Source organism: Collimonas sp. OK307 (assembly GCF_900113705.1).
Lineage (GTDB): Bacteria > Pseudomonadota > Gammaproteobacteria > Burkholderiales > Burkholderiaceae_D > Collimonas.
The window spans coordinates 64767-86647 of the sequence record NZ_FOQI01000016.1 but is presented as its reverse complement, the minus strand read 5'-3'; the positions used below and the strand labels follow the sequence as shown (position 1 = coordinate 86647).

Below are 21881 nucleotides of genomic sequence, written 5' to 3'. Positions count from 1 at the left end.
TCTCTTGTCTTGTTACATCAGGGTTGACCGTTGAAATTCTTTTTCAAACCGTGCCAGCATTGCAGATAGTCTTTCTGCAGATGCGGCGTCGCCAGTGCATAGGGCGTGGGATGAATCACGTAGCGGCTTTCAAACATGAAGGCCATTGTATTGTCGATGCGGTGCGGCGCCAACGTCGCATTGGAAGCTTTATCGAACGTTGCGGCATCGGGGCCGTGGCCGGTCATGCAGTTATGCAGGCTACCGCCGCCGGGTGTGAAGCCGTCGGCCTTGGCGTCGTAGGCGCCATGGATCAAGCCCATGTATTCGCTCATGATATTGCGGTGGAACCATGGCGGCCGGAAGGTATGCTCGGCCACCATCCAGCGTGGCGGGAAAATCACGAAATCGACATTGGCGGTGCCGGCCGTATCCGAAGGCGAAGTCAGCACCGTGAAGATGGATGGATCGGGATGATCGTAGCTGACTGTGTTGATGGTGTTGAACAAGCTCAGGTCGTATTTGTACGGCGCGTAATTGCCATGCCAGGCCACCACGTCCAATGGTGAATGATCGATGCGTGCCGCCCACAGCTGACCGCCAAATTTGGCCAGCAACTGGAACTCGCCTTCGCGATCTTCATAGGCCGCCACCGGCGCCTGGAAATCGCGCGCATTGGCCAGGCCGTTGGCGCCGATCGGGCCTAGCTCCGGTAATTGGAAAGCGGCGCCGTAGTTTTCGCAGATATAACCGCGCGCGCTGCCATCGGGCAGTTCGATCCTGAAACGCATGCCGCGCGGGATCACCACGATTTCGCCATGTTTGACTTCCAGCACGCCGAGTTCGGTCCTGACCAGCAAACGTCCTTCTTGCGGCAAGACCAGCAACTCGCCGTCGGCATCGTAAAAGAAGCGGTCATGCATGGAGCGATTTGCCACGTACAGATGAATCGCAATCCCGACCTGCGCTACGGCGTCGCCGTTGCCTGCAAAGGTGACGATGCCATCGATAAAATCGGTGGGCTGATCGTCGGCCGGCAATGGCAGCGGATTCCAGCGCAGCTGGTTGGGCGGCGTATCGACCTGGGTGAACGGGCCGCTGGCCAACAAAGGCAGCGGGGATTTTTCAAATGCGTGGTGCATTGCGCCCGGCCGGATCCGGTACAGCCAGGAGCGCCGGTTGTGCGCACGTGGAGTCGTAAATGCGGTGCCGGATAATTGTTCCGCATACAAGCCGTAAGGCGCTTTCTGCGGTGAATTCTGGGCCGCCGGTAAAGCGCCCGGCAAGGCTTCGCTGGCGAAGTCATTGCAAAATCCGGACTGGTAACGGAGCGTGTTGATGTTTTCCATGGGTTTATCCTTGGTTCAAGTTCTTATCTATCCTAATGCGCAATGACCGCATCCGCCGCCTTACGTTGTGAAGTCTCTTGCATCAGCATCAGCATCACGGCCGACACCAGCGCCGGCACGGCCAACAAGATGAAGATGCTGCTGTTCGGCCAGTTCAGGCGGATCAACTCACCGCCCAGCACCGGGCCGACGATGGAACCGATGCGGCCTATGCCCAGGCTCCAGCCGATGCCGGTGGATCGCAATGTAGTCGGGTAATAAGTACCTGCCAGCGCGTTCACCGCAGGCTGGCCGCCGACGATGCAAAAGCCGGCAACGAAGATGCTGGCAAACAGGAACAGCAACGAGATTTCCGGACGGCCGATCAACGCCACCGCGACACCGGCGATCAGGAATACCGGGATCAGCACGCGGCGGAAACCGGAACGGTCAATCAGTTGTCCCATGATCAGAGTGCCCAGCGTGCCGCCGATCTGCAGGGTGGTGCCGGCCATTACCGCGGTGGCGGTCGACAGGCCAGCATCCTTGGCAATCGTCGGCAACCAGTTCGACAGGAAATACAGATTCACCAGGTTCATGAAATTGATGATCCACAACAGGATCGTGACCTTGGCCCTGCCCTCCTGGAACAACTGTAGCATCGGCGCACCCTTGCCGGCTTTTTCGTTGACGACGTAGCGCGTGTCTTGATTGATCACGACCGCAGGATCGATGCGGCGCAGCCACTTGCCGACTTGTTCCAGCCGCTTACCGCGCAACACCAGGAACTGCATCGACTCCGGTAACAGGAAGATCATCAGCACGCCGATCACCAACGGCACGATGCCACCGACATGGAATACCGATTGCCAGCCGAAGCGCGGGATCAATGCCGCCGACAGCAAACCGCCCAGCACTGCGCCCAAGGTGAAGCCGCACGAAACCAGCATCATCAAGGTGACCCGCTTGCGCACAGGGCTGTATTCGCCCGCCAGCGCCATCGCATTCGGCATGATCGCACCCAGCCCGAGGCCGGTCACGAAGCGCAGTACGATGAGTTGCCCGACGGTGCCAGCCATGGGCGTCAACAACATGCAGGCGGCGAAGAACAAAGTGGCGGCAATCAACACCGGGCGGCGGCCGATGCGGTCGGCCAGGATGCTGAAGCAGAGCGAGCCCACCAGCATGCCGAATAAGCCGGCGCCGAACACCGGCCCCAGATTGGCCTTGGCGATGCCCCACTCCTGGATGATGGCAGGCGCCACATAACCCATGGCCTGGACGTCGAAACCGTCGATGATCAAACAGATGGCGCACAGGGTCAGCATGACGATCTGGAAGCCGCCGATGCGGCTGCGGTCGATCAGGGCGGGAATATCTATCGGGCTACTGTTCGTATACTTCGTCGCAATGGCCATGCGTGTCTCCAGGTAAATGTTGGCGCCGTATTAATACGATCTGGTTTTGGGCATTATCATCCTTTTTAATATTCAGAAAAATAGGCAAAAATTAAAATCATTTTTTAATTAATCTAAATAATATAAAATCATCATCATGGACAGGCTGGATTCGTTACGAGTATTTTGCCAGGTGGTAGAACTGAACAGCTTCAGCCGCGCGGCTGAACAGCTGGAGATGTCGAACGCTACCATCACCAATCACATTGCCGCCCTGGAGCGGCATTTCGGGGTGCGCCTGCTGAACCGCACCACCCGCAAGATTTCCCTTACCGACGATGGCCATAGCTGTTATCAGCGCGCGCAACGCTTGCTGGGCGACATGACCGAACTGGAAGACGCATTGCAGGGCCGGCGCGTGACACCGCAGGGTATCTTGCGCGTCGACGTGCCCACCGTGATTGCCCGCATTTACCTGGCGCCGGCGCTGGAGCGTTTTACTGCCCTGTATCCCGATTTGTCGATCAGGTTGAATGTCGGCGACCGCATGGTCGATATGGTGGAGGGACGCGGCGATGTCTGGATACGGATCGGCGAGCTGAAAGATTCCAGCATGGTAGCGCGCCGTATCTACCAAACCCGCAACCTGTGCTGCGCTTCACCGGAGTTCCTGGCGCGTTACGGAACTCCGCAGACGCCACAGGACCTAAGCAGTTTCCGTTGCCTGGCTTTCGTTCACCCTAACAGTGGCCAGAACGTCCCCTGGACCTTTAGCAAGGGCAAGCAAGAATTCAGCTGGGCGCCGCCCGGCAATATCGCCATCAATCACGCGGAAACACTGATCCATGCCGCCAGCAGCGGCGCCGGCATCGTCCAGCTGCTGACGCTCTCGCTGAATCCACAGATTCGCGATGGTCTCCTGACATCGGTTCTGGCAGACTGGGCGACACCCGGGCCGCCGGTATCGGTGGTGTATCACCAGAGCCATCAGCTGTCGGCCAAGGTACGGGTATTTGTCGATTTCGTTACGGAGCTGTTTGCGGCTATCGACTAGCGTTTCAGGGTTGTGTAGTTTCAGAATTTGGCTTTATCTACGTTTTATTTAATCTATGTTTTATTTTTAGCCAGGAGAAGTCATGCATTGGGTCTATCTATTGATCGCCATCGTCGCCGAAGTGATTGCCACCAGTGCCTTGAAAGCCAGCGCCGAATTCACCCGGCTGGTGCCGTCGATTGCGGTGGTGACGGGCTACCTGACGGCCTTCTACTTCCTGTCGCTCACATTGCGCACGATGCCGGTGGCGATCGTCTATGCGATGTGGTCGGGCATCGGCATTGCGCTGATCGCCCTGGTCGGCTGGCTGTTCCTGAAGCAAAGCCTGGATGCAGCGGCGCTGATCGGCATCGGCTTGATTGTTTCCGGCGTGCTGGTGTTGAACGTGTTCTCCAAGTCGGTAGCGCACTAAATCTCTGCCGCGACCGCGTTCAGGTCTGCCATAACGGCGGTTCATCCATCAGCGCGATCTGTTCGCGCAATTCCAGCACGCGATCCTGCCAATAGCGCTGGGTATTGAACCACGGGAAGGCCACGGCGAAAGCCGGGTCGTCCCAGCGCCGCGCTATCCAGGCTGCATAGTGGATCAGGCGCAGCGTGCGCAGGGCTTCGATCAGGTACAGCTCGCGCGTATCGAAATCGCAGAAGTCTTCATAGCCGGCCAGCAAGCTGCCCATTTGCTGCACCATGTCCCTGCGCTCGCCGGACAATAGCATCCACAAATCCTGCACCGCCGGCCCCATGCGGCTATCGTCGAAATCGACAAAGTGCGGCCCCGCATCCGTCCACAGCACATTGCTGCCATGGCAATCGCCATGCAGGCGCAAGGCGCCGACACTGCCGGCGCGTTCGAAACAGCGGCGCACGCCCAGCAAGGCCTGGGTCACGGTGCTGCGATAAGCTTCCAGCAAATCTTCCGGCACGAAATTGTTAGCCAGTAAAAATGCGCTAGGTTCTTCGCCGAAACTGACGATATCCAATGTCGGCCGGTGTTGATAATTGCTGAGTGCGCCGACTGCGTGGATGCGGCCGAGGAAACGGCCCAGCCATTCCAGCGTGGCGCTATCTTCCAGCTCCGGCGCGCGGCCGCCGTGGCGTGGAAACACCGCAAAGCGAAAACCATCGAATTGATGCAGGGTACGCCCGTCTTCCGCCGCCCACGCAGCCACTACAGGAATTTCGCGCTCGACCAGCTCTTGCACGAAGCCGTGTTCCTCCAGGATGGCGGCGTCGCTCCAGCGTTGCGGCCGATAGAATTTCGCCACCAGCGGCGGCCCTTGTTCCATGCCGATCTGGTACACGCGGTTTTCATAGCTGTTGAGCGCCAGCAGGCGGCCGTCGCCATGCAGGCCGATGCTGTCGAGCGCGTCCAGTACGGTGTCCGGGGTCAGGGTCGAAAATGATGCGGGAGGCGATGTATTCATCCCGCATTGTAAACGCCAGCGGCTTACTTTTTTTGGAAGGTTAGGCAGTAATGACATTGTTGCTTGCCAATGCCTGATGATAAATTTCAAAAACAACAATTTATCAAGCAGCCGTCATGACAATGCTCTCGCCAGGTTCGATCAAAAAAACATTTTTCAACATTATCGGCACACTGGGCCTGGTGGTGCCAGGCACATTGGCGACGTTGCTGGCACTAGCGCCGCTGGTGGCGGCGAACGACATCCCGCCAGCGCTAATGCTTGCCAACTCCTACCGTCCCGGCGTCAATTTCGCGGAATATTGGGTGAGCGAAAAAATGGATGGCGCGCGCGGCTATTGGGATGGCGAAAAATTGCTGACGCGCCGCGGTCAGCCAATATTCGCACCTGCCTGGTTCACCGCGAACTGGCCGAAAATGGCGCTGGACGGCGAGCTGTGGGCCGGCCGCGAGCAGTTCCATCACGCGGTCTCCACCATACGCCGCCAGGCACCGGACGATACAGCCTGGCGCAAGATGCGTTTCATGGTGTTCGATCTGCCGGCCCATGGCGGCACGTTCGACCAGCGTCTCGTTACATTGCAAAGCGTGATCGCCAAACTTGCCGTGCCATGGGTAGTTGCAGTCGAACAAATCAAGGTCGACGACCATGCGGCCTTGCAAAGCATGCTTGAACACATCGTCAAACAAGGTGGTGAAGGATTGATGTTGCATAAAGGTGATTCGCCTTACCGTGGGTATCGCAGCAATGACCTTCTCAAAGTTAAAATCCACGACGATGCGGAAGCCAAGGTCATCGGCCATATTCCAGGCAAGGGAAAATACCAGGGGATGCTGGGCGCGTTACAGGTGGAAACGCCAGGCGGCTTGCGCTTCAAGCTCGGCAGCGGCTTCACCGACGCACAGCGGCGCCAGCCGCCGGCGCTGGGAAGCCAGGTAACTTACCGCTACCGCGGCCTGACTCCTGGCGGTATACCAAGGTTCGCCAGTTTCATGCGGGTGTATGAGCAGTAGGTGCTTTGATTTGATATAAGATCATTCAATCTGGTTTGTTAAGAGCCAGTCAATGGCTATAGCGGCATTTTGCCGCACCTTCATGTAGACTTTCACAGGACAAATGATTGCCCACGGACAAGCATCTCGAATATTTTGCAGCTTGAGCGCATTTCAATCGTAAAATCCGTATCCTCATTTCCCTCGTAAATTTAAGCGGCCATCTCCATGAACCTTGACGAACCCCTCTCAGACAAAGAATTTGACGAACTGGACGATTTCTTATTGTCCGATCGTTGCGCTGAAGACAGCATGACCATGGATACCCTGCACGGCTATCTGACGGCGCTGGTAATCGGCCCGGAGCAGGTTTTGCTGGGCGAATGGCTGCCGCACGTGTGGGGACCGTCGATGAAAGACGCGCCGAAATTCAAATCCGACAAGGAATACGAAAAGATCGTCGGCCTGATTGCGCGCTATATGAATGAAATCGCGGTCACGCTGGAAGTGGCGCCGAAAGAATACGAACCGCTGTTTTGCGAACATGAGCACGAAGGTAAGAACCTGCTCGACGGCGAAGCGTGGACCTGGGGTTTCTGGGAAGGCATCAACCTGCGCGCCAAAGCCTGGGAACCGATCTGGCACTCCAACCTGGCGACGGTAGTGCGGCCTATCTACTTGCTGGGCGCGGAAGAACTGGAAGAAGAGGAAATGGCGTTGCGCGAAGATCCGGTGCAACGTCACAAACTGGCAGTGGAAGTAGAAGCGGCGATTCCGGAAATCTACCGCTACTGGCTGCCGCACCGCAAGTCGGCGGTTACCACCATCCAGCGCGACAAACCGAAAGTCGGCCGCAATGACGAGTGCGTCTGCGGCAGCGGCAAGAAATACAAGAAATGTTGCGGTATCGACTCAAGCGAAGACTAAACACGGAAAAAGGTGGATGGCGCCAAGCGCATCCACCTGGTCACCTTGATGCCGCGTTATTCCTTGATGAAATGCTCGCGGTAGTAGCGCAGCTCTTCAATCGATTCAATGATATCCGCCAGCGCGGTATGCTTTTGATGTTTCTTGAAGCCGCTAGCCAGTTCCGGCTTCCAGCGGCGGCACAATTCTTTCAGGGTAGATACATCCAGGTTGCGGTAGTGGAAAAACGCTTCCAGCTTGGGCATCCCGCGCGCCATGAAGCGGCGATCCTGGCAAATCGTGTTGCCACACATGGGTGACTTGCCGTTCGGCACGTATTTCTTCAGGAATTCGATCAGAGCCAGTTCGGCTTCATTTTCCGTCACGGTCGAGGCTTTCACCTTTTCGATCAGGCCCGAACGACCATGAGTGCCCTTGTTCCAGGCATCCATGCCATCCATGATCTCGTCGGCCTGATGAATCGCAAACACCGGTCCTTCAGCCAGGATATTCAATTGTGGATCGGTCACCACAACCGCCACTTCAATGATGCGATCGGTATCCGGATTGAGTCCGGTCATCTCCATATCGACCCAGATCAGGTTAAATTCGTTGGGCCGCACCGGCGCCGCAGGAACTGGCGGTGCTTCAGGTGTAGCGGATATATCGTCGGCTTGTGACATAATTGTTCTCTTGGTAGTTTAGCTAAGACATACTCAGCTCCGACAGCATAGCCGGTGTTTGGGTAGGCCTGGAAAGATCAGCGATTTCATTGCATTTAGCCTGAAACCGGCAATAGCTACTATTTTCTCACATAGGGACCGCATGTCTTCATTTGCATTTTCAGTTTTGTTTGTAACTTTCCTGGCGATCACCCTAGTGGTGCGCTTCTGGCTGAGTTCGCGCCAAATTCGCCACGTACTTGCCCACCGTAGCGCCGTACCGGCCGAATTCGCCGAAAAGATTCCCCTCACTGCGCACCAGCGCGCTGCCGACTACACCGTCGCCAAGACCAAATTCGGCCTGTTTTCGATGCTGGTGAGTGCCGCCGTCCTGATAGGCTTCACGCTATTGGGCGGTTTACAGTTGCTTTCCAACATCATATTCAACTGGGCCGGCCCCGGTATGGTCTATCAACTGGGCTTGCTGGTAGCGTTCGGCGCGATTTCCGGCTTGATCGACTTGCCATTGGACTATTACAAGCAATTTGTACTGGAAGCTCGTTTCGGCTTCAACAAGATGACAGTCCGGCTATTCTTTACCGACATGCTGAAAAACACCTTGATCGGCGCCGCCATCGGCTTGCCGCTGATCTGGGTAGTGTTGCAATTGATGGCAAAATCGGGCGATCTCTGGTGGTTTTACGCCTGGCTGGTATTCAGCGCTTTCCAGCTGTTGATGCTGGTGCTCTACCCTACCGTAATTGCGCCGCTGTTCAATAAATTCACGCCGCTCAACGACGACGGCTTGCGTGACCGCATCGAAGGCTTGATGAAACGGGTCGGCTTCGCTTCCAAGGGCTTGTTCGTGATGGACGGCTCCAAGCGCAGCGCCCACGGCAACGCCTATTTCTCCGGCTTCGGCGCCGGCAAGCGGATTGTGTTTTTCGACACCCTGCTGGCGCGCCTGGCGCCGCATGAAATCGAAGCGGTGCTGGCGCATGAGCTGGGCCACTTCAAGCTCAAGCACATTACCAAACGCATTGTCGTGATGTTCGCGATTTCGCTGGCTTTCCTGGCATTGCTCGGCTACCTGAAGCAGCAACTCTGGTTCTACACCGGCCTCGGCGTCAATCCGCTGCTGCTGGCGGACCTCAGCAACAACGACGCCATGGCGCTGATCCTGTTCATGCTGGCGCTGCCGATCTTTACCTTTCTGCTGTCACCGCTGTCGTCGATCAGCTCGCGCAAACACGAATTCGAAGCCGACGCATTCGCCGCCCGGCATACTGATGCCAACGATCTGGTGGCGGCGCTGGTCAAGCTGTATGAAGACAATGCCTCGACGTTGACGCCGGATCCCCTGCACTCCGCGTTCTACGATTCACACCCGCCTGCCTCGGTACGCATCAAAAAATTGACGGATAAATTATCAGACAAGTTGAGCAATAAGCCGATGGCCGCACATGGTTGATCACAGCAAGCAAAGCAATCACAAACAGCACAGCAACCAGGCTGGCAGCGGCCTGGTGATTGCCGCCCACGGCCGGCACTATCTGGTGCAAGGGAAAATTGGTGAAGAATCGCTTAAATTGCAATGCGTCACGCGCGGCAAGAAAAGCGATGTCGCCGTGGGCGACCGGGTTCAGTTGAAATTGACTTCCCCCAACCAGGGCGTGATCGAAGCCATCGATGAGCGCCACAGCCTGCTGTATCGCTCCGACCAATATAAGTCCAAGCTGCTGGCCGCCAACGTCACCCAGCTGTTCATCGTGGTGGCCACCGAACCGGGTTTTGCCGACGATCTGATTTCCCGCGCGCTGGTAGCAGCTGAAGCCGCCGACGTCACCGCGCATATCGTGCTGAACAAGACCGATATCGTCGAATCTCTGGCCAAGACACGGCAACGGCTGCAACTGTATGCCGACCTCGGCTACCCGGTGCATGAAGTGTCGGCACGCGCATTTCCAGAACAAACCTGCGCCACGCTGGCGCCCTTGCTGGCAGGCCAGTCGACCATCTTGATCGGCCAGTCTGGCATGGGAAAATCGTCGCTGATCAACCTGATCATGCCTGGCGCCGATATCGCCGTGCGCGAAATTTCCGCCGCTCTCGATACCGGCAAGCACACCACTACCTTCACCCGCTTGTATGAAATGGATGTGGCTGACACCAGCCTGGGCGGCAATCCGGCCAACATCATCGATTCGCCGGGATTCCAGGAATTCGGCCTGTACCAGTTGAGCGAAGGCATGCTGGAACGCGCCTTCACCGAATTCTCGCCCTACCTTGGCAAATGCAAGTTTTACAACTGCCATCATCTGACCGAACCGAGCTGCGCCGTGCTGGAAGCAGTCAAGGAAAACAAAATATCGCCGATGCGGCATCAGTTGTATGTGCAGTTGTTGCATGAATCGTCGCAAAAGCTGTATTAATTGCCAAAACAGCCACTTTCGACGGGTATCTTTTCTACTGAAATCCCTTATAATTGAAGCACTTATTTCATTTCTAAGCCAATCTCAGGTAGTCGGGAAGTGGGCAGTGCAGCAGCTATTACAGCAAATAATGCCGCAATTGAGCAGTTGTTTTAAAAATGGAATTCCAACTATCGGCGGCAGTCGCCACAGCGGCCGCCGTTTTCATTTATGGCAATCAAACATTACCTGCAGTTTTCTGATTTTTCGCTGGACGAATACGAGTACGTGATTGAACGTAGCCGTCTGATCAAACGCAAATTCAAGAATTACGAACCGCACTACACGCTGCTCGACCGCACGCTGGTGATGGTGTTCGAGAAAAACTCGACCCGCACCCGCCTGTCGTTCGAAGCCGGCATGCATCAGCTCGGCGGCGCCGCCATCTACCTGAACACGCGCGACAGCCAGCTGGGCCGCGGCGAGCCGGTGGAAGATGCGGCGCAGGTAATGTCGCGCATGTGCGACGTCATCATGATCCGTACTTTCGGCCAGGACATCATCGAGCGCTTCGCCGCCCATTCGCGGGTGCCGGTGATCAACGGCCTGACCAATGAGCAGCATCCTTGCCAGGTTCTGGCCGATGTGTTCACCTACATCGAGCATCGCGGCTCCATTGCAGGCAAGACGGTGGCCTGGATCGGCGACGCCAACAACATGTTGTATTCGTGGCTGCAAGCGGCGCAGGTATTCGGTTTCCACGTCAATGTCTCGACCCCGAAGGGCTACGATATCGACCCGGCGCAAGTAGCCGCCGACAACCAGCGCTACACGTTTTTCGCCAACCCGTCCGATGCCTGCGAAGGCGTTGACCTGGTCACTACCGATGTCTGGACCAGCATGGGTTATGAAGACGAAAACGCAGCGCGCCTGAAAGCTTTCGACGGCTGGATCGTCGACCAGGCCAAGATGCAGCGCGCCCAGCCGGATGCCTTGTTCATGCACTGCCTGCCGGCGCATCGCGGCGAAGAAGTTTCGGCCGAAGTGATCGACGGCCCGCAATCGGTGGTCTGGGACGAAGCTGAAAACCGTTTGCATGTGCAAAAAGCTTTGCTCGAATATCTGGTGCTCGGAAAAGTCGAATAGCGTACAACCTCGGCACCACCACAGTACAACCCCAGTCACAACAACCTACGTAGAAATATCATGTCCAATATCCTGCAATCCGTTCCGGTTAACGAAAAAGTCGGCATCGCCTTCTCAGGCGGCCTCGATACCAGCGCCGCGCTGCACTGGATGCGCCAGAAAGGCGCGATTCCTTACGCCTATACCGCCAACCTGGGCCAGCCTGACGAGCCTGACTACGACGCCATCCCTAAAAAAGCCAAGGCCTACGGTGCTGAACTGGCGCGCCTGGTCGATTGCCGCGAACAACTGGTGGCTGAAGGTATCGCCGCCCTGCAGAGCGGCGCTTTCCACATCTCCACGGCAGGCGTCACCTATTTCAACACCACACCGCTCGGACGTGCCGTAACCGGCACCATGCTGGTGGCCGCCATGCGCGAAGACAAGGTTGATATCTGGGGCGACGGCAGCACCTTCAAGGGTAACGATATCGAGCGCTTCTACCGTTACGGCTTGCTGGTCAATCCTAACCTGCGTATCTACAAGCCTTGGCTCGACGACAAGTTCATCGAGGAATTGGGCGGCCGCAAGGAAATGTCGGAATTCATGATCAAGTCGGGTTTCGATTACAAGATGTCGGTGGAAAAAGCCTATTCGACAGATTCCAACATGCTCGGCGCCACCCATGAAGCAAAAGACCTCGAGTTCCTGAACTCCGGCATGCAGATCGTCGAACCGATCATGGGCGTCGCCTTCTGGCGCGACGACGTGGAAGTCAAGCGCGAGACGGTCACCGTGCGCTTTGAAGAAGGCCGTCCGGTCGCACTCAACGGCATCACGTTTGCCAGCCAGGTCGACCTGATGATGGAAGCCAACCGTATCGGCGGGCGCCATGGCCTGGGCATGAGCGACCAGATCGAAAATCGCATCATCGAAGCCAAGAGCCGCGGCATCTATGAAGCGCCGGGCCTGGCCCTGCTGTTCATCGCCTACGAGCGCCTGGTCACCGGCATCCATAACGAAGACACGATCGAACAATATCGCGAAAGCGGCCGCCGCCTGGGCCGTCTGCTGTATCAAGGCCGCTGGTTCGATTCGCAAGCGATCATGCTGCGCGAGTCTGCCCAACGCTGGGTGGCGCGCGCCATCACCGGCGAAGTCACGATCGAGCTGCGCCGCGGCAACGATTACTCGATCCTCAATACCGAGTCGGCCAACCTGACCTATCATCCGGATCGCCTGACCATGGAAAAGGGCGAAGGCGCCTTCTCGCCGCAAGACCGTATCGGCCAACTGACCATGCGCAACCTCGATATCAGCGATACACGCCAGAAGCTGGCGATCTATCAAAGCACCGGCCTGCTGGCATCCAGCAACGCCGTGTCGCTGCCGCTGCTCGATAAAGACGCAGAATAAAATCCACACAAACTGAAAAAACTCAAAAAGAACTCAACATGACTACACAATTCGACAATGTCACTGTCCTCAAGCAAGGCAATGTCTATTTCGACGGCAAATGTGTTTCCCATACCGTCGTTTTTGCGGATGGCAGCAAGAAGACGCTGGGCGTCATCTTGCCTTCATCGCTGAACTTCGGTACCGGCGTTGCAGAAATAATGGAAATTACCAGCGGCGTCTGCCGTGTGCGCCAGAAAGACCAGCAAGCCTGGGTCCGGTACAGCGGCGGCGAGCGCTTTGAAATCCCGGCAAACTCAAGTTTCGATATTGAGACGCTGGAAACCGTGAACTACGTTTGCCATTACGCCTAAAACGTAAAAAAGCGCAAAAAAAAACGCCCGTGATGCAGTTGCATGACGGGCGAAATCCATTACTTTAGGGAGTGTTGGATATGAGACATAACGGAGTTTAGTGCCGTTATGTGACCTAATAATGACACATTGAGATGCAACTCGCTTGCGCCGTCAAATAAAGATCGGTTCCGGCTCCAGCGTTACGCCAAATTTGACCATCACATCAGCCTGCACTGCTTGCGCCAGGCGCACCACATCCTGGCCGCTAGCACCACCGCGGTTCACCAGCACCAGCGCCTGTTTTTCATAAACACCCGCTGCCCCCAGGTTTTTCCCCTTCCAGCCGCACTGATCTATCAGCCAGCCGGCAGCCAGTTTGTAACTGCCGTTCGGCTGCAGGTAATTCACCAATTGCGGATGTTGTTCCAGCAGTGCATTCCGTTGTGCAGCCGTCACTATAGGATTTTTAAAAAAACTGCCGGCGTTGCCGATCAATAAGGGATCAGGCAGCTTGCGGGTACGGATCGCAATCACCGCATCGCTGATATCGCGCGCGGTGGGCTGCAGCAATTTGCGCGCTTCCAGTTCTTGCGCCACATCGGCATAACGTAAAGCAGGCTGCCAGCGCTTCGGTAAGGCGAAGGTGACATCAAGCACCACTGCCCTGTCGCGCAAGCGGTGCTTGAACACGCTGTCGCGATAGTCGAAGGTACAGGCGCTACGATCGAGGGTCAGGATTTCACCGCTCTCCATATCGATTGCAGTCAGCGCGTGGAAGCGCTCTTGCAGCTCGATGCCATAGGCGCCTATGTTCTGGATCGGCGCAGCGCCGACATTACCGGGAATCAGGGACAGGTTCTCCAGCCCGGCCAACCCTTGCTCCAATGTCCATAACACCAGCTCATGCCAGTTTTCGCCGGCTGCTGCCCGTACATAGACGGCATCATCGTCTGCGCCGACAATTTCCCGTCCGCGATTACACATATGCAACACCAGTCCCGGAAAATCCTGAGTCAGGACCAGATTGCTGCCACCACCCAGCACCAGCCGCTGCAAACGGGCGGCGTCAGGATCCGACCTGAGAACCTGCAGCATTTCCAGCGAAGTGACCCGCAGATAGGCGTGTGCGCTGGCATCGATACCAAAGGTATTATGCTGGCGCAACGAGAAATCGAATTGATACGGAAGCTTGGAGATAGTCATAGCATCGGGATTATAAATTGGGATTATAAGCGTAAGCAGTCAAGATCAGCCGCTAACCCGGGTGCTGAATGATAAGCTGCCATATAAGAAATAGACCCGTCAGACCGACATCTCGGGTTTCTTGTCCGTTAAAATGCGCATAGCTCGACGGCGGCGCCACTTATTGAGCCCGCCGGCTTTGTTTGAACATACTGAAGGAATATCACCATGCCATCATTCGATACCGTATCGGAAGCCAATCTGGTCGAAGTAAAAAATGCCAACGATCAAGCCAACAAGGAAATCTCGACCCGCTTCGACTTCAAGGGCAGCGACGCCCGCATCGAGCTGAAAGAACGCGACCTGACTGCCTATGCCGACTCTGAATTCCAACTGGCCCAGGTCCGCGACGTTTTGACCTCGAAACTGGTCAAGCGTAACGTCGACGTGCGTTTCCTCGACATCGGCAAGATCGAAAAAATCGGTGGCGACAAGGTCAAGCAAGTGATCAAGATCAAGAACGGCATCGAATCCGAAGCTGCCAAGAAGATCGTCCGCATCGTCAAAGATAGCAAGATGAAGGTCCAGGCCAGCATCCAGGGCGACGCCGTTCGCATCACCGGCGCCAAGCGCGACGATTTGCAGGCAGCCATGGCAATGTTGCGCAAGGAAGTAGCCGATTTGCCACTGGAATTCAATAATTTCCGCGACTAAATTGTAGCTTGGCAACTTATAGGGTTATCATCCACCTGCTGTTGCCAGCTGACCAAGATATCGGCACGACGGCGCTACCTCAACCTCTTGCCAGGAAAGTCGGACAACAATGCGCCCGCTTGCTCTAGTCAACCGCCTGTTTTTACTTGCTTCGATTTCCTGTGTTTCCTATGCGGTACAAGCTGCCGATATTGGCGTAGTCGGCCTGTTCCCGGGAAAAGCAGTGCTGGCGATTGACGGCTCCGGGCCGAAAACTTTTGCGGTTGGCAGCAAAGTCACCGATGATGTAAAGCTGGTGGAAGCCAACGGCTCCACCGCTACTCTGGAGGTCAAAGGCAAGCGCCAGGTCATCGGCATCGGCGAATACGTCAGCCGCAGCGCGCCCGGCGTTACTTCCAGCGTCACCCTGAAAGTCAATCCGCAAGGTCATTTTGTAGCGCAGGGACAGATCAACGGCGCCATGATGACCATGCTGGTCGATACCGGCGCCACCATGATCGCACTGCCTGCATCGGATGCAGTACGGCTCGGCATTGACTACAAGAAGGGGCAGATGGGGATGGTAAACACCGCCAACGGCCCGGCGCCGGTGTACAGGGTGAAACTGAACACCGTCAAGATCGGCGATATTGAAATGAATCAGGTCGATGCCCTGGTGCAAGAAACCGGACTGCCGTTCGCACTACTGGGTATGTCGTTCCTGAATCGCACTGAGATGCGGCGCGAAGGCGAGATGATGGTGTTGACCAAGCGCTTTTGACAGCGCTTGATCTACCAGCGGGCGGATAACCTATCCGCCCTGTGTTACCTACCGGCTCAGGCCGGGCTGCTATTGAGCAAACGGCGTTGTTTTACCGCCGCCGCCAAACCTTCCAGCACTGCCACGCTTTCTTCCCAGTTGATGCAGCCATCGGTGACCGATTGGCCGTACACCAGTTCTTTGCCCGGCACCAGATCCTGGCGGCCGGCGATCAGGTGCGATTCCACCATGACGCCCACGATACGGTCGTCGCCAGCGGCGATCTGGTTGCCGATATCGGCGCATACCGGGATTTGATTCTCCGGTTTCTTCGAGCTGTTGGCGTGCGACGCATCGATCATCAGGCGCGATGCCAAACCGCTGTTGGCGATATCCTTGCAAGCCGCTTCAACACTGGCTGCATCATAGTTCGGCGCCTTGCCGCCGCGCAGGATGATATGGCAATCTTCATTGCCGTTAGTCGACACAATCGCCGAGTGCCCGCCCTTGGTCACCGACAAGAAATGATGCGGCTGCGAAGCGGCCTTGATGGCATCCACCGCAATCTTGATATTGCCGTCGGTACCGTTCTTGAAACCGACCGGGCATGACAAGCCGGAAGCCAGCTCGCGATGCACCTGCGATTCGGTAGTACGGGCGCCGATTGCACCCCAGCTGATCAGGTCGGCGATGTATTGCGGGCTGATCACGTCCAGGAATTCAGTGCCGGCCGGCAGGCCCAGCTGGTTGATATTCAACAACAGCTCGCGCGCCATACGCAGGCCATCGTTGATGCGGAAGCTGTTGTCCATGTACGGATCGTTGATCAAGCCTTTCCAGCCGACCGTGGTGCGCGGCTTTTCGAAGTAGACCCGCATCACGATTTCCAGCTCGCCCTTGAAACGTTCGCGCTCGCCCACCAGACGGCCCGCATACTCCATCGCCGCCTTGGTATCGTGGATCGAGCACGGTCCGATCACCACCATCAGGCGGTCATCCTGGCCATGCAAAATGCGATGCAACGCAATCCGCGAATTAGCGGCAGTGTCCGCCACTTTCTCGGAGCAGCCGAATTCGCGAATCAAATGGGATGGTGGAACTAGTTCTTTCATTTCTCGTATGCGCAGATCGTCGGTACGTAGCATGTTTTTCTCCTGGCTCAAAAGTGACTGGGTATAAAAAAACCGCCATCGCTGGCGGTTTTTTAGAAATTTCGGTTTGCTCTTTACTTACGAACGCTTACCGCTTTTCACCGCCGTGGGGCTGGAATAGCTAAAGTAAAAAAAGAAATAAGCGCGTGCGAAAGACATGTTTTTCAGTAAAGGATTATTAAAATCAAGACCAATAGTGCAGGATTTCCAGCGGTTTGGCAAGGCCCGTATTACCCCGTTATTTATATGCAACAAGACAATGCCGCGCCGCCAAAGCCAGTAACCAGGCTATCAATGCATGGCAACCGCATGCCTGGAGCCGACGCTGGGTACAATGCCATCGCGCCGATCCAGCCTTCCTGCCACTGTGGTCAGGCCCAGCGCAGCCAGCACCACGATAGCGCCGATCCAAGGCGTCGCCATCAAACCCAGATGGCTAACGATCAAGCCGCCACCCCAGGCGCCCAGAGCGATACCGACGTTAAATGCTGCAATATTCAGGCCGGAAGCGACATCTACAGCACGCGGTGCGTGGCGCTCTGCCTGTTGCACCACGTAAACCTGCAAGCCTGGCACATTACCGAAGGCAAAAGCGCCCCAAGCCAACACCGTCAGGACTGCCAGCCAAGGGTTGGCGGCAGTAAACGTCAGCACGAACAACACCACCGCCAGCATGGCAAACACAAGCTGCAAAGCACGTATCGGGCCCTTCTTGTCAGCCAGCTTGCCACCCCATATATTGCCGAACGCCACCGAGACGCCATACACCAGCATCACCAGGCTGACGGTGGAAGCAGAGAAACCTGATATTTCCTGAAGAATCGGCGCCAGGTAAGTAAAGGCGATAAAAGAACCGCCATAACCCAGTGCCGTGATTGCATACACCAGCAACAGCCGCGGTTTCTTCAGGACGGCGGCCTGGGTCAGCAAGGATGCCGGCTTGCTGCTGGCAATATTGTTCGGCACCAGGATCCAGCTACCGGCAAAAGCGATCACGCCAAGCAATGACACCGCCAGGAAAGTCGACTGCCAGCCAAACGTCTGGCCAATGAAAGTGCCGAGCGGCACGCCCGTCACCAACGCGACAGTTAGCCCGGTGAACATGAGAGCAATTGCGCTGGCCGCCTTTTCTTTCGGCACCAGGCTGGTGGCAATGGTCGATCCGATCGAGAAGAACACGCCATGCGCCAGCCCGGTCAGCACGCGCGCCGCCATCAACGCTTCGTAGCCCGGCGCCATCCATGCGACCAGGTTGCCGATAGTGAACAAGGCCATTAAACCTAGCAAAAGCTGTTTGCGCGGCACGCGGCCGGTCAAGGCGGTCAAGACAGGTGCGCCTACTGCAACACCCAATGCATAGAGGCTGACCAGCAGGCCGGCAGACGGAACGGAAACGCCAAGGCTGGCGGCAATAGTTGGAATCAAGCCAACGATAACGAATTCCGTCGTACCGATGGCAAAAGCGCTGAGCGTGAGCGCCCAAAGTGCGAGTGGCATGATGTTTTTCCTGTTTGAAGTTTGACGCCATGTAGTTTGATGGCTGGCAAAACAAAGAAAAACAGCTGTGACCACAATACATATTTGACTAAAAATCAAATATATAAGAAATTTAATGCAAATTCTGCATAGAACCTATGGCGTGTTGAGGCTTGTACTCCGTGCCATATTAATTAGGGTCAGAGTCGAATTGCATTAATTCGACTCTGACCCTAATTAATTTCTTTTACCGGATTCGACCGCAAGAGTCGGGGTGCGGTAGCCAGGCAACATGTCTAGACTGAGTAGTTTCAATCACTCAGGAGCAAATGATGAGCGCCGTCATCGGTAACGCCGCACAGGACGTCAACACCATCGCGGACCGGCTCACGCGCATTGACTGGGAAAATGCCTATCAAGATCTGGACAGTTACGGCAGCACACTGCTGCCGCGCTTGATAACACCCGAGGAATGCGCCGCTCTTACCGCGCTTTATCCACGCGACGATTTCTTCCGCAACCGGGTCGTGATGGAACGCCATGGCTTCGGCCGCGGCGAATACAAATATTTCAGCTACCCCCTGCCCGATCTGATCGGCGACCTGCGCAACGCCCTCTACCCTTTGCTGGCGCCACTTGCCAACCGCTGGAACGAAATCACGAATATCGCCACCCGCTTCCCGCAACGACATGCCGATTTCATCGCCCGCTGCCACGCCGCAGGACAGTTGCGGCCAACGCCGCTCATGCTGCAGTACGGTGAGGGCGACTATAACTGCCTGCATCAAGACCTTTACGGCGAACATGTTTTCCCACTCCAGGCCGCAATCCTGCTGTCCGCACCGGGACGCGATTTCAGCGGTGGCGAGTTCGTGATGACAGAGCAACGGCCGCGCATGCAATCGCGCGCCGAAGTAATCCCCTTGAACCAGGGCGATGCTGTAGTGTTTGCCGTCCATAATCGTCCGGTACAAGGCCAGCGCGGCGCTTATAGGGTAAATTTACGACATGGCGTCAGCCGCATCCGCTCCGGATCACGGCACACGCTAGGCGTGATTTTCCATGACGCATTATGAAGATCATTAGATGAATTTAGATTTGTTCGCCCCAGAAGAATTATCCGATAAGCGCCAGCAACAACTAGCGCAAGACGCTTTTGTATTGCACGGTTTCGCCGCGCCTTACGTCGCGCAATTGTTGCCGTTACTGGAAGCTATTCAACAGGTATCGCCGTTCCGCCATCTGGTGACTCCCGGTGGTTTCCGCATGTCGGTAGCCATGACTTGTTGCGGCCCTCTCGGCTGGACCAGCGACCGCCGCGGCTATCGCTACAGCGCTGTCGATCCGGAACACGGTCGTAATTGGCCGCCCATGCCCGAGATCTTTTTACAGCTGGCGCAAGCTGCAGCAGCGCAAGCTGGCTTCGATGACTTCCAGCCAGACGCTTGCCTGATCAACCGTTACCAGCCGGGCACCAAGCTGTCGCTGCACCAGGACAAGGATGAGCAGGATTACGCTGCCCCCATTGTTTCGGTATCGTTGGGCATCCCTGCGATATTCCTGTTCGGCGGCCAGGAGCGTAGCGACAAGAGTGTCCGCGTGCCGCTGTTCCATGGCGATGTCGTGGTCTGGGGTGGCGTCGACCGGTTGCGCTATCACGGTGTGCTGCCGCTGAAGGAAGCCGAACATCCCCTGCTCGGCAGACAAAGGATTAACCTCACTTTTCGCAAGGCTGCTTAATGACGAGTTTGCCAGGTTCAGCCATGATCGCAGCGGATATATCAGAGAACGCATATCGCAACGCAGAAAAATTCCTGTCAGGGCTGGACCCCGACTGGGCTCGGCATATAGCCCATATCGGCCCTTGCCGCCACGCCTCCAAACCAGCACGCGAACCATATGAAGCGCTAGTACGCGCGATTGCCTACCAGCAGTTGCACGCCCGCGCCGGCGACGCCATCCTGGCCCGCATGCTGGCCCTGTTTGGCGACACCGCCTTTCCGACAGCGCGGCAACTGCTGGATACGCCCGCCGATATATTGCGTGGCTGCGGTTTCTCCGCCAGCAAAATCGCGACCATCCACGGCATTGCACAAGCTGCTCTGGATGGCACTGTTCCATTACGTGCAGAAGCGCTGGCAATCAGCGACCACGCGCTCATCGAGCGACTGACAAGCCTGCGCGGCGTCGGCCGCTGGACCGTCGAGATGCTGCTGATCTATACATTGGAACGTTCTGACATTTTGCCGGCAGATGATTTCGGCGTGCGCGAAGGCTATCGACGCCTGAAAAACCTGGAACAGACGCCGACCAAAAAACAGATCGGCGACATCGGCCTGGCCTGGAGTCCTTATCGGACCGTGGCCGCCTGGTATCTGTGGCGTTTGCCGAAGAATCCCGCAGCTAACGGCACTGTCTGATATTGTCTGAATTTGACAGCAAGACTCGGAGTGCCAAGCCTTCGGCGCATTGCTAAAGTACAGCTACGATATGCCATTGAAAGCCGATATGCGAACGCTGACACAACAGCAACACACTGCCAGGCAAAGCGCCGAACGCGATCCGCGTTGGGCCGCAGTGCTGGCGAGAGATCCGGCCGCAGACACGCAGTTTGTCTATGCCGTCAAAACCACCGGCGTGTATTGCCGTCCGAGCAGCCCTACACGCTTGCCGCGTCCGGAAAACGTTGAGTTTTTCGATACCCCGGCGGCGGCCGAAGCAGCCGGCTACCGGCCTAGCAAACGCGGTGCCGATCAAACCTCGGTGGCAGCCCATCACGCCGAACTGGTGGCCGCCGCCTGCCGCAGCATCGAGAGTGCCCTAGAGTTGCCCAGCCTTGAGATGCTGGCCGCCGACGCCGGCCTCAGCCTGTTTCATTTTCACCGCGTGTTCAAGGCTGTCACCGGGCTCACCCCCAAGGCGTATGCCAATGCGCATCGCGCTAAAAAAATGCGCGATCACCTCAGCCATAGCCATTCAGTTACCGAGGCGATCTACGACGCCGGTTTCAATTCGAACAGCCGCTTCTACGAAGCGTCAGGCAAGGTGCTGGGCATGACGCCAACCGACTACCGTGCCGGCGGCGCCAACACCGAGATTCGTTTTGCGATTGGCGAGTGTTCGCTGGGCGCAATCCTGGTGGCGCAAAGCGATCGCGGTGTGTGCGCCATCTTTCTGGGTGATGATCCGAATGCCCTGGCGCACGACTTGCAGGATAAATTCCCGCGCGCCCATCTGATCGGCGCTGACCGCGATTTTGAACAACTGGTGGCGCAAGTGGTAGGTTTTATCGAAGCCCCTGCCCTCGGCCTGGATTTGCCGCTTGATGTCCGCGGCACCGCTTTCCAGCAGCGCGTATGGCAAGCATTGCGCGACATTCCGGCAGGCAGCACCACCAGCTACGCTGAAATTGCCGCCCGTATCGGTTCGCCAAAAGCTGTGCGCGCCGTGGCCCAGGCTTGCGCTGCCAACAGCCTGGCAGTGGCGATTCCTTGCCATCGTGTGATACGCAGCGACGGCAGCGCTTCGGGTTATCGCTGGGGAGTGGAACGCAAGCAGGCGCTGCTGGCGCGAGAAAGTAGGAAGTGAGC

The 21881-nt window shown here is 56.7% G+C and carries 22 protein-coding genes; 15 read left to right on the top strand and 7 right to left on the bottom strand.

The annotated features are described in order from the left end of the window. Positions 1–17 precede the first annotated feature (17 nt). Together hmgA and BM205_RS19085 are read right to left on the bottom strand one after the other, a co-directional pair. A complete protein-coding gene (gene hmgA / locus BM205_RS19090) occupies positions 18–1328 on the bottom strand; it encodes a homogentisate 1,2-dioxygenase (protein ID WP_092416444.1) in 1311 nt (436 codons plus the stop codon). A 32-nt stretch (positions 1329–1360) separates the two neighbouring features. After that, positions 1361–2725: an MFS transporter gene (locus tag BM205_RS19085; protein WP_092416443.1), complete on the bottom strand. Its 1365-nt coding sequence runs from the start codon at positions 2723–2725 to the stop codon at positions 1361–1363. Between the two features lie 136 nt (positions 2726–2861). On the opposite strand from BM205_RS19085, the gene BM205_RS19080 reads away from it, so the two are divergent. Then, the gene (locus tag BM205_RS19080; RefSeq protein WP_092416442.1) at positions 2862–3758 is read left to right on the top strand and encodes a LysR family transcriptional regulator; all 897 of its coding nucleotides are present in this window, start codon (positions 2862–2864) and stop codon (positions 3756–3758) included. 82 nt (positions 3759–3840) lie between these two features. Beyond that, entirely contained in the window at positions 3841–4170 is a 330-nt protein-coding gene (locus BM205_RS19075; protein ID WP_092416441.1) for a DMT family transporter, read from the top strand. A gap of 19 nt (positions 4171–4189) precedes the next feature. Here the strand turns inward: BM205_RS19075 and BM205_RS19070 are convergent, their stop codons facing one another. Next, complete coding sequence (locus BM205_RS19070) at positions 4190–5182, bottom strand: serine/threonine protein kinase (RefSeq protein WP_092416440.1); 993 nt, start codon at positions 5180–5182, stop codon at positions 4190–4192. Between the two features lie 122 nt (positions 5183–5304). On the opposite strand from BM205_RS19070, the gene BM205_RS19065 reads away from it, so the two are divergent. Next, a complete protein-coding gene (locus tag BM205_RS19065; RefSeq protein WP_092416497.1) occupies positions 5305–6195 on the top strand; it encodes a DNA ligase in 891 nt (296 codons plus the stop codon). A gap of 207 nt (positions 6196–6402) precedes the next feature. Beyond that, positions 6403–7101, top strand: a complete 699-nt coding sequence (locus BM205_RS19060; RefSeq protein ID WP_092416439.1) for a UPF0149 family protein — start codon at positions 6403–6405, stop codon at positions 7099–7101. Positions 7102–7157: 56 nt separating this feature from the next. On the opposite strand, the gene orn is transcribed toward BM205_RS19060, so the two are convergent. Further along, positions 7158–7763 (bottom strand): oligoribonuclease, encoded by a 606-nt coding sequence (gene orn / locus BM205_RS19055; protein ID WP_092416438.1) that lies wholly within the window; start codon positions 7761–7763, stop codon positions 7158–7160. Positions 7764–7905: 142 nt separating this feature from the next. Here orn and BM205_RS19050 point away from each other — a divergent pair, with 142 nt between their 5' ends. The 5 genes from BM205_RS19050 (at position 7906) to BM205_RS19030 (ending at position 13047) form a co-directional block, all read left to right on the top strand. After that, positions 7906–9213: a M48 family metallopeptidase gene (locus BM205_RS19050; protein WP_092416437.1), complete on the top strand. Its 1308-nt coding sequence runs from the start codon at positions 7906–7908 to the stop codon at positions 9211–9213. Continuing rightward, a complete protein-coding gene (gene rsgA / locus BM205_RS19045; protein WP_092416436.1) occupies positions 9206–10174 on the top strand; it encodes a ribosome small subunit-dependent GTPase A in 969 nt (322 codons plus the stop codon). The genes BM205_RS19050 and rsgA overlap by 8 nt, the downstream gene beginning before the upstream one ends. Positions 10175–10384: 210 nt before the next feature. Further along, complete coding sequence (gene argF, locus BM205_RS19040; protein WP_092416435.1) at positions 10385–11299, top strand: ornithine carbamoyltransferase; 915 nt, start codon at positions 10385–10387, stop codon at positions 11297–11299. Positions 11300–11359: 60 nt separating this feature from the next. Then, entirely contained in the window at positions 11360–12694 is a 1335-nt protein-coding gene (gene argG, locus BM205_RS19035; RefSeq protein ID WP_092416434.1) for an argininosuccinate synthase, read from the top strand. Positions 12695–12732: 38 nt separating this feature from the next. After that, a complete protein-coding gene (locus BM205_RS19030) occupies positions 12733–13047 on the top strand; it encodes a pyrimidine/purine nucleoside phosphorylase (protein WP_092416433.1) in 315 nt (104 codons plus the stop codon). Between the two features lie 153 nt (positions 13048–13200). Here BM205_RS19030 and murB read toward each other — a convergent pair whose 3' ends face one another. Next, on the bottom strand, positions 13201–14232 hold the full coding sequence (gene murB / locus BM205_RS19025; RefSeq protein WP_175511322.1) for a UDP-N-acetylmuramate dehydrogenase: 1032 nt from the start codon (positions 14230–14232) through the stop codon (positions 13201–13203). Between the two features lie 207 nt (positions 14233–14439). Between murB and BM205_RS19020 the strand changes: the two genes are divergently transcribed. Further along, positions 14440–14925, top strand: a complete 486-nt coding sequence (locus BM205_RS19020; RefSeq protein WP_092358925.1) for a YajQ family cyclic di-GMP-binding protein — start codon at positions 14440–14442, stop codon at positions 14923–14925. A 109-nt stretch (positions 14926–15034) separates the two neighbouring features. Continuing rightward, positions 15035–15685, top strand: coding sequence for a retropepsin-like aspartic protease family protein (locus tag BM205_RS19015; RefSeq protein ID WP_092416432.1), 651 nt, complete (start codon positions 15035–15037; stop codon positions 15683–15685). Between the two features lie 56 nt (positions 15686–15741). Here BM205_RS19015 and aroG read toward each other — a convergent pair whose 3' ends face one another. Beyond that, positions 15742–16809 (bottom strand): 3-deoxy-7-phosphoheptulonate synthase AroG, encoded by a 1068-nt coding sequence (gene aroG, locus BM205_RS19010; RefSeq protein ID WP_092416431.1) that lies wholly within the window; start codon positions 16807–16809, stop codon positions 15742–15744. Positions 16810–17106: 297 nt separating this feature from the next. Then, positions 17107–18312, bottom strand: coding sequence for an MFS transporter (locus BM205_RS19005; protein ID WP_092416430.1), 1206 nt, complete (start codon positions 18310–18312; stop codon positions 17107–17109). A gap of 311 nt (positions 18313–18623) precedes the next feature. Here BM205_RS19005 and BM205_RS19000 point away from each other — a divergent pair, with 311 nt between their 5' ends. From BM205_RS19000 to ada, 4 genes are all read left to right on the top strand, one after another. After that, positions 18624–19367, top strand: a complete 744-nt coding sequence (locus BM205_RS19000; protein ID WP_092416429.1) for a 2OG-Fe(II) oxygenase — start codon at positions 18624–18626, stop codon at positions 19365–19367. A gap of 10 nt (positions 19368–19377) precedes the next feature. Next, complete coding sequence (gene alkB / locus BM205_RS18995; RefSeq protein WP_092416428.1) at positions 19378–20031, top strand: DNA oxidative demethylase AlkB; 654 nt, start codon at positions 19378–19380, stop codon at positions 20029–20031. Further along, complete coding sequence (locus BM205_RS18990) at positions 20031–20711, top strand: DNA-3-methyladenine glycosylase family protein (protein WP_254783961.1); 681 nt, start codon at positions 20031–20033, stop codon at positions 20709–20711. Before alkB ends, BM205_RS18990 begins: the two co-directional genes overlap by 1 nt. Before the next feature lie 88 nt (positions 20712–20799). Next, entirely contained in the window at positions 20800–21879 is a 1080-nt protein-coding gene (ada, locus tag BM205_RS18985) for a bifunctional DNA-binding transcriptional regulator/O6-methylguanine-DNA methyltransferase Ada (protein WP_092416427.1), read from the top strand. Positions 21880–21881 lie beyond the last annotated feature (2 nt).

Excerpts from the sequence above, each read along its gene's own strand:
- BM205_RS19000 (WP_092416429.1), top strand. The coding sequence starts at position 18,624 with ATGAGCGCCGTCATCGGTAACGCCGCACAGGACGTCAACACCATCGCG.
- BM205_RS19020 (WP_092358925.1), top strand. The coding sequence starts at position 14,440 with ATGCCATCATTCGATACCGTATCGGAAGCCAATCTGGTCGAAGTAAAA.
- BM205_RS19050 (WP_092416437.1), top strand. The coding sequence starts at position 7,906 with ATGTCTTCATTTGCATTTTCAGTTTTGTTTGTAACTTTCCTGGCGATC.
- orn (WP_092416438.1), bottom strand. The coding sequence starts at position 7,763 with ATGTCACAAGCCGACGATATATCCGCTACACCTGAAGCACCGCCAGTT.
- BM205_RS19030 (WP_092416433.1), top strand. The coding sequence starts at position 12,733 with ATGACTACACAATTCGACAATGTCACTGTCCTCAAGCAAGGCAATGTC.
- murB (WP_175511322.1), bottom strand. The coding sequence starts at position 14,232 with ATGACTATCTCCAAGCTTCCGTATCAATTCGATTTCTCGTTGCGCCAG.
- argG (WP_092416434.1), top strand. The coding sequence starts at position 11,360 with ATGTCCAATATCCTGCAATCCGTTCCGGTTAACGAAAAAGTCGGCATC.
- alkB (WP_092416428.1), top strand. The coding sequence starts at position 19,378 with ATGAATTTAGATTTGTTCGCCCCAGAAGAATTATCCGATAAGCGCCAG.
- BM205_RS18990 (WP_254783961.1), top strand. The coding sequence starts at position 20,031 with ATGACGAGTTTGCCAGGTTCAGCCATGATCGCAGCGGATATATCAGAG.
- rsgA (WP_092416436.1), top strand. The coding sequence starts at position 9,206 with ATGGTTGATCACAGCAAGCAAAGCAATCACAAACAGCACAGCAACCAG.
- argF (WP_092416435.1), top strand. The coding sequence starts at position 10,385 with ATGGCAATCAAACATTACCTGCAGTTTTCTGATTTTTCGCTGGACGAA.
- aroG (WP_092416431.1), bottom strand. The coding sequence starts at position 16,809 with ATGCTACGTACCGACGATCTGCGCATACGAGAAATGAAAGAACTAGTT.
- BM205_RS19005 (WP_092416430.1), bottom strand. The coding sequence starts at position 18,312 with ATGCCACTCGCACTTTGGGCGCTCACGCTCAGCGCTTTTGCCATCGGT.
- BM205_RS19075 (WP_092416441.1), top strand. The coding sequence starts at position 3,841 with ATGCATTGGGTCTATCTATTGATCGCCATCGTCGCCGAAGTGATTGCC.
- BM205_RS19065 (WP_092416497.1), top strand. The coding sequence starts at position 5,305 with ATGCTCTCGCCAGGTTCGATCAAAAAAACATTTTTCAACATTATCGGC.
- hmgA (WP_092416444.1), bottom strand. The coding sequence starts at position 1,328 with ATGGAAAACATCAACACGCTCCGTTACCAGTCCGGATTTTGCAATGAC.
- ada (WP_092416427.1), top strand. The coding sequence starts at position 20,800 with ATGCGAACGCTGACACAACAGCAACACACTGCCAGGCAAAGCGCCGAA.
- BM205_RS19070 (WP_092416440.1), bottom strand. The coding sequence starts at position 5,182 with ATGAATACATCGCCTCCCGCATCATTTTCGACCCTGACCCCGGACACC.
- BM205_RS19085 (WP_092416443.1), bottom strand. The coding sequence starts at position 2,725 with ATGGCCATTGCGACGAAGTATACGAACAGTAGCCCGATAGATATTCCC.
- BM205_RS19080 (WP_092416442.1), top strand. The coding sequence starts at position 2,862 with ATGGACAGGCTGGATTCGTTACGAGTATTTTGCCAGGTGGTAGAACTG.
- BM205_RS19060 (WP_092416439.1), top strand. The coding sequence starts at position 6,403 with ATGAACCTTGACGAACCCCTCTCAGACAAAGAATTTGACGAACTGGAC.
- BM205_RS19015 (WP_092416432.1), top strand. The coding sequence starts at position 15,035 with ATGCGCCCGCTTGCTCTAGTCAACCGCCTGTTTTTACTTGCTTCGATT.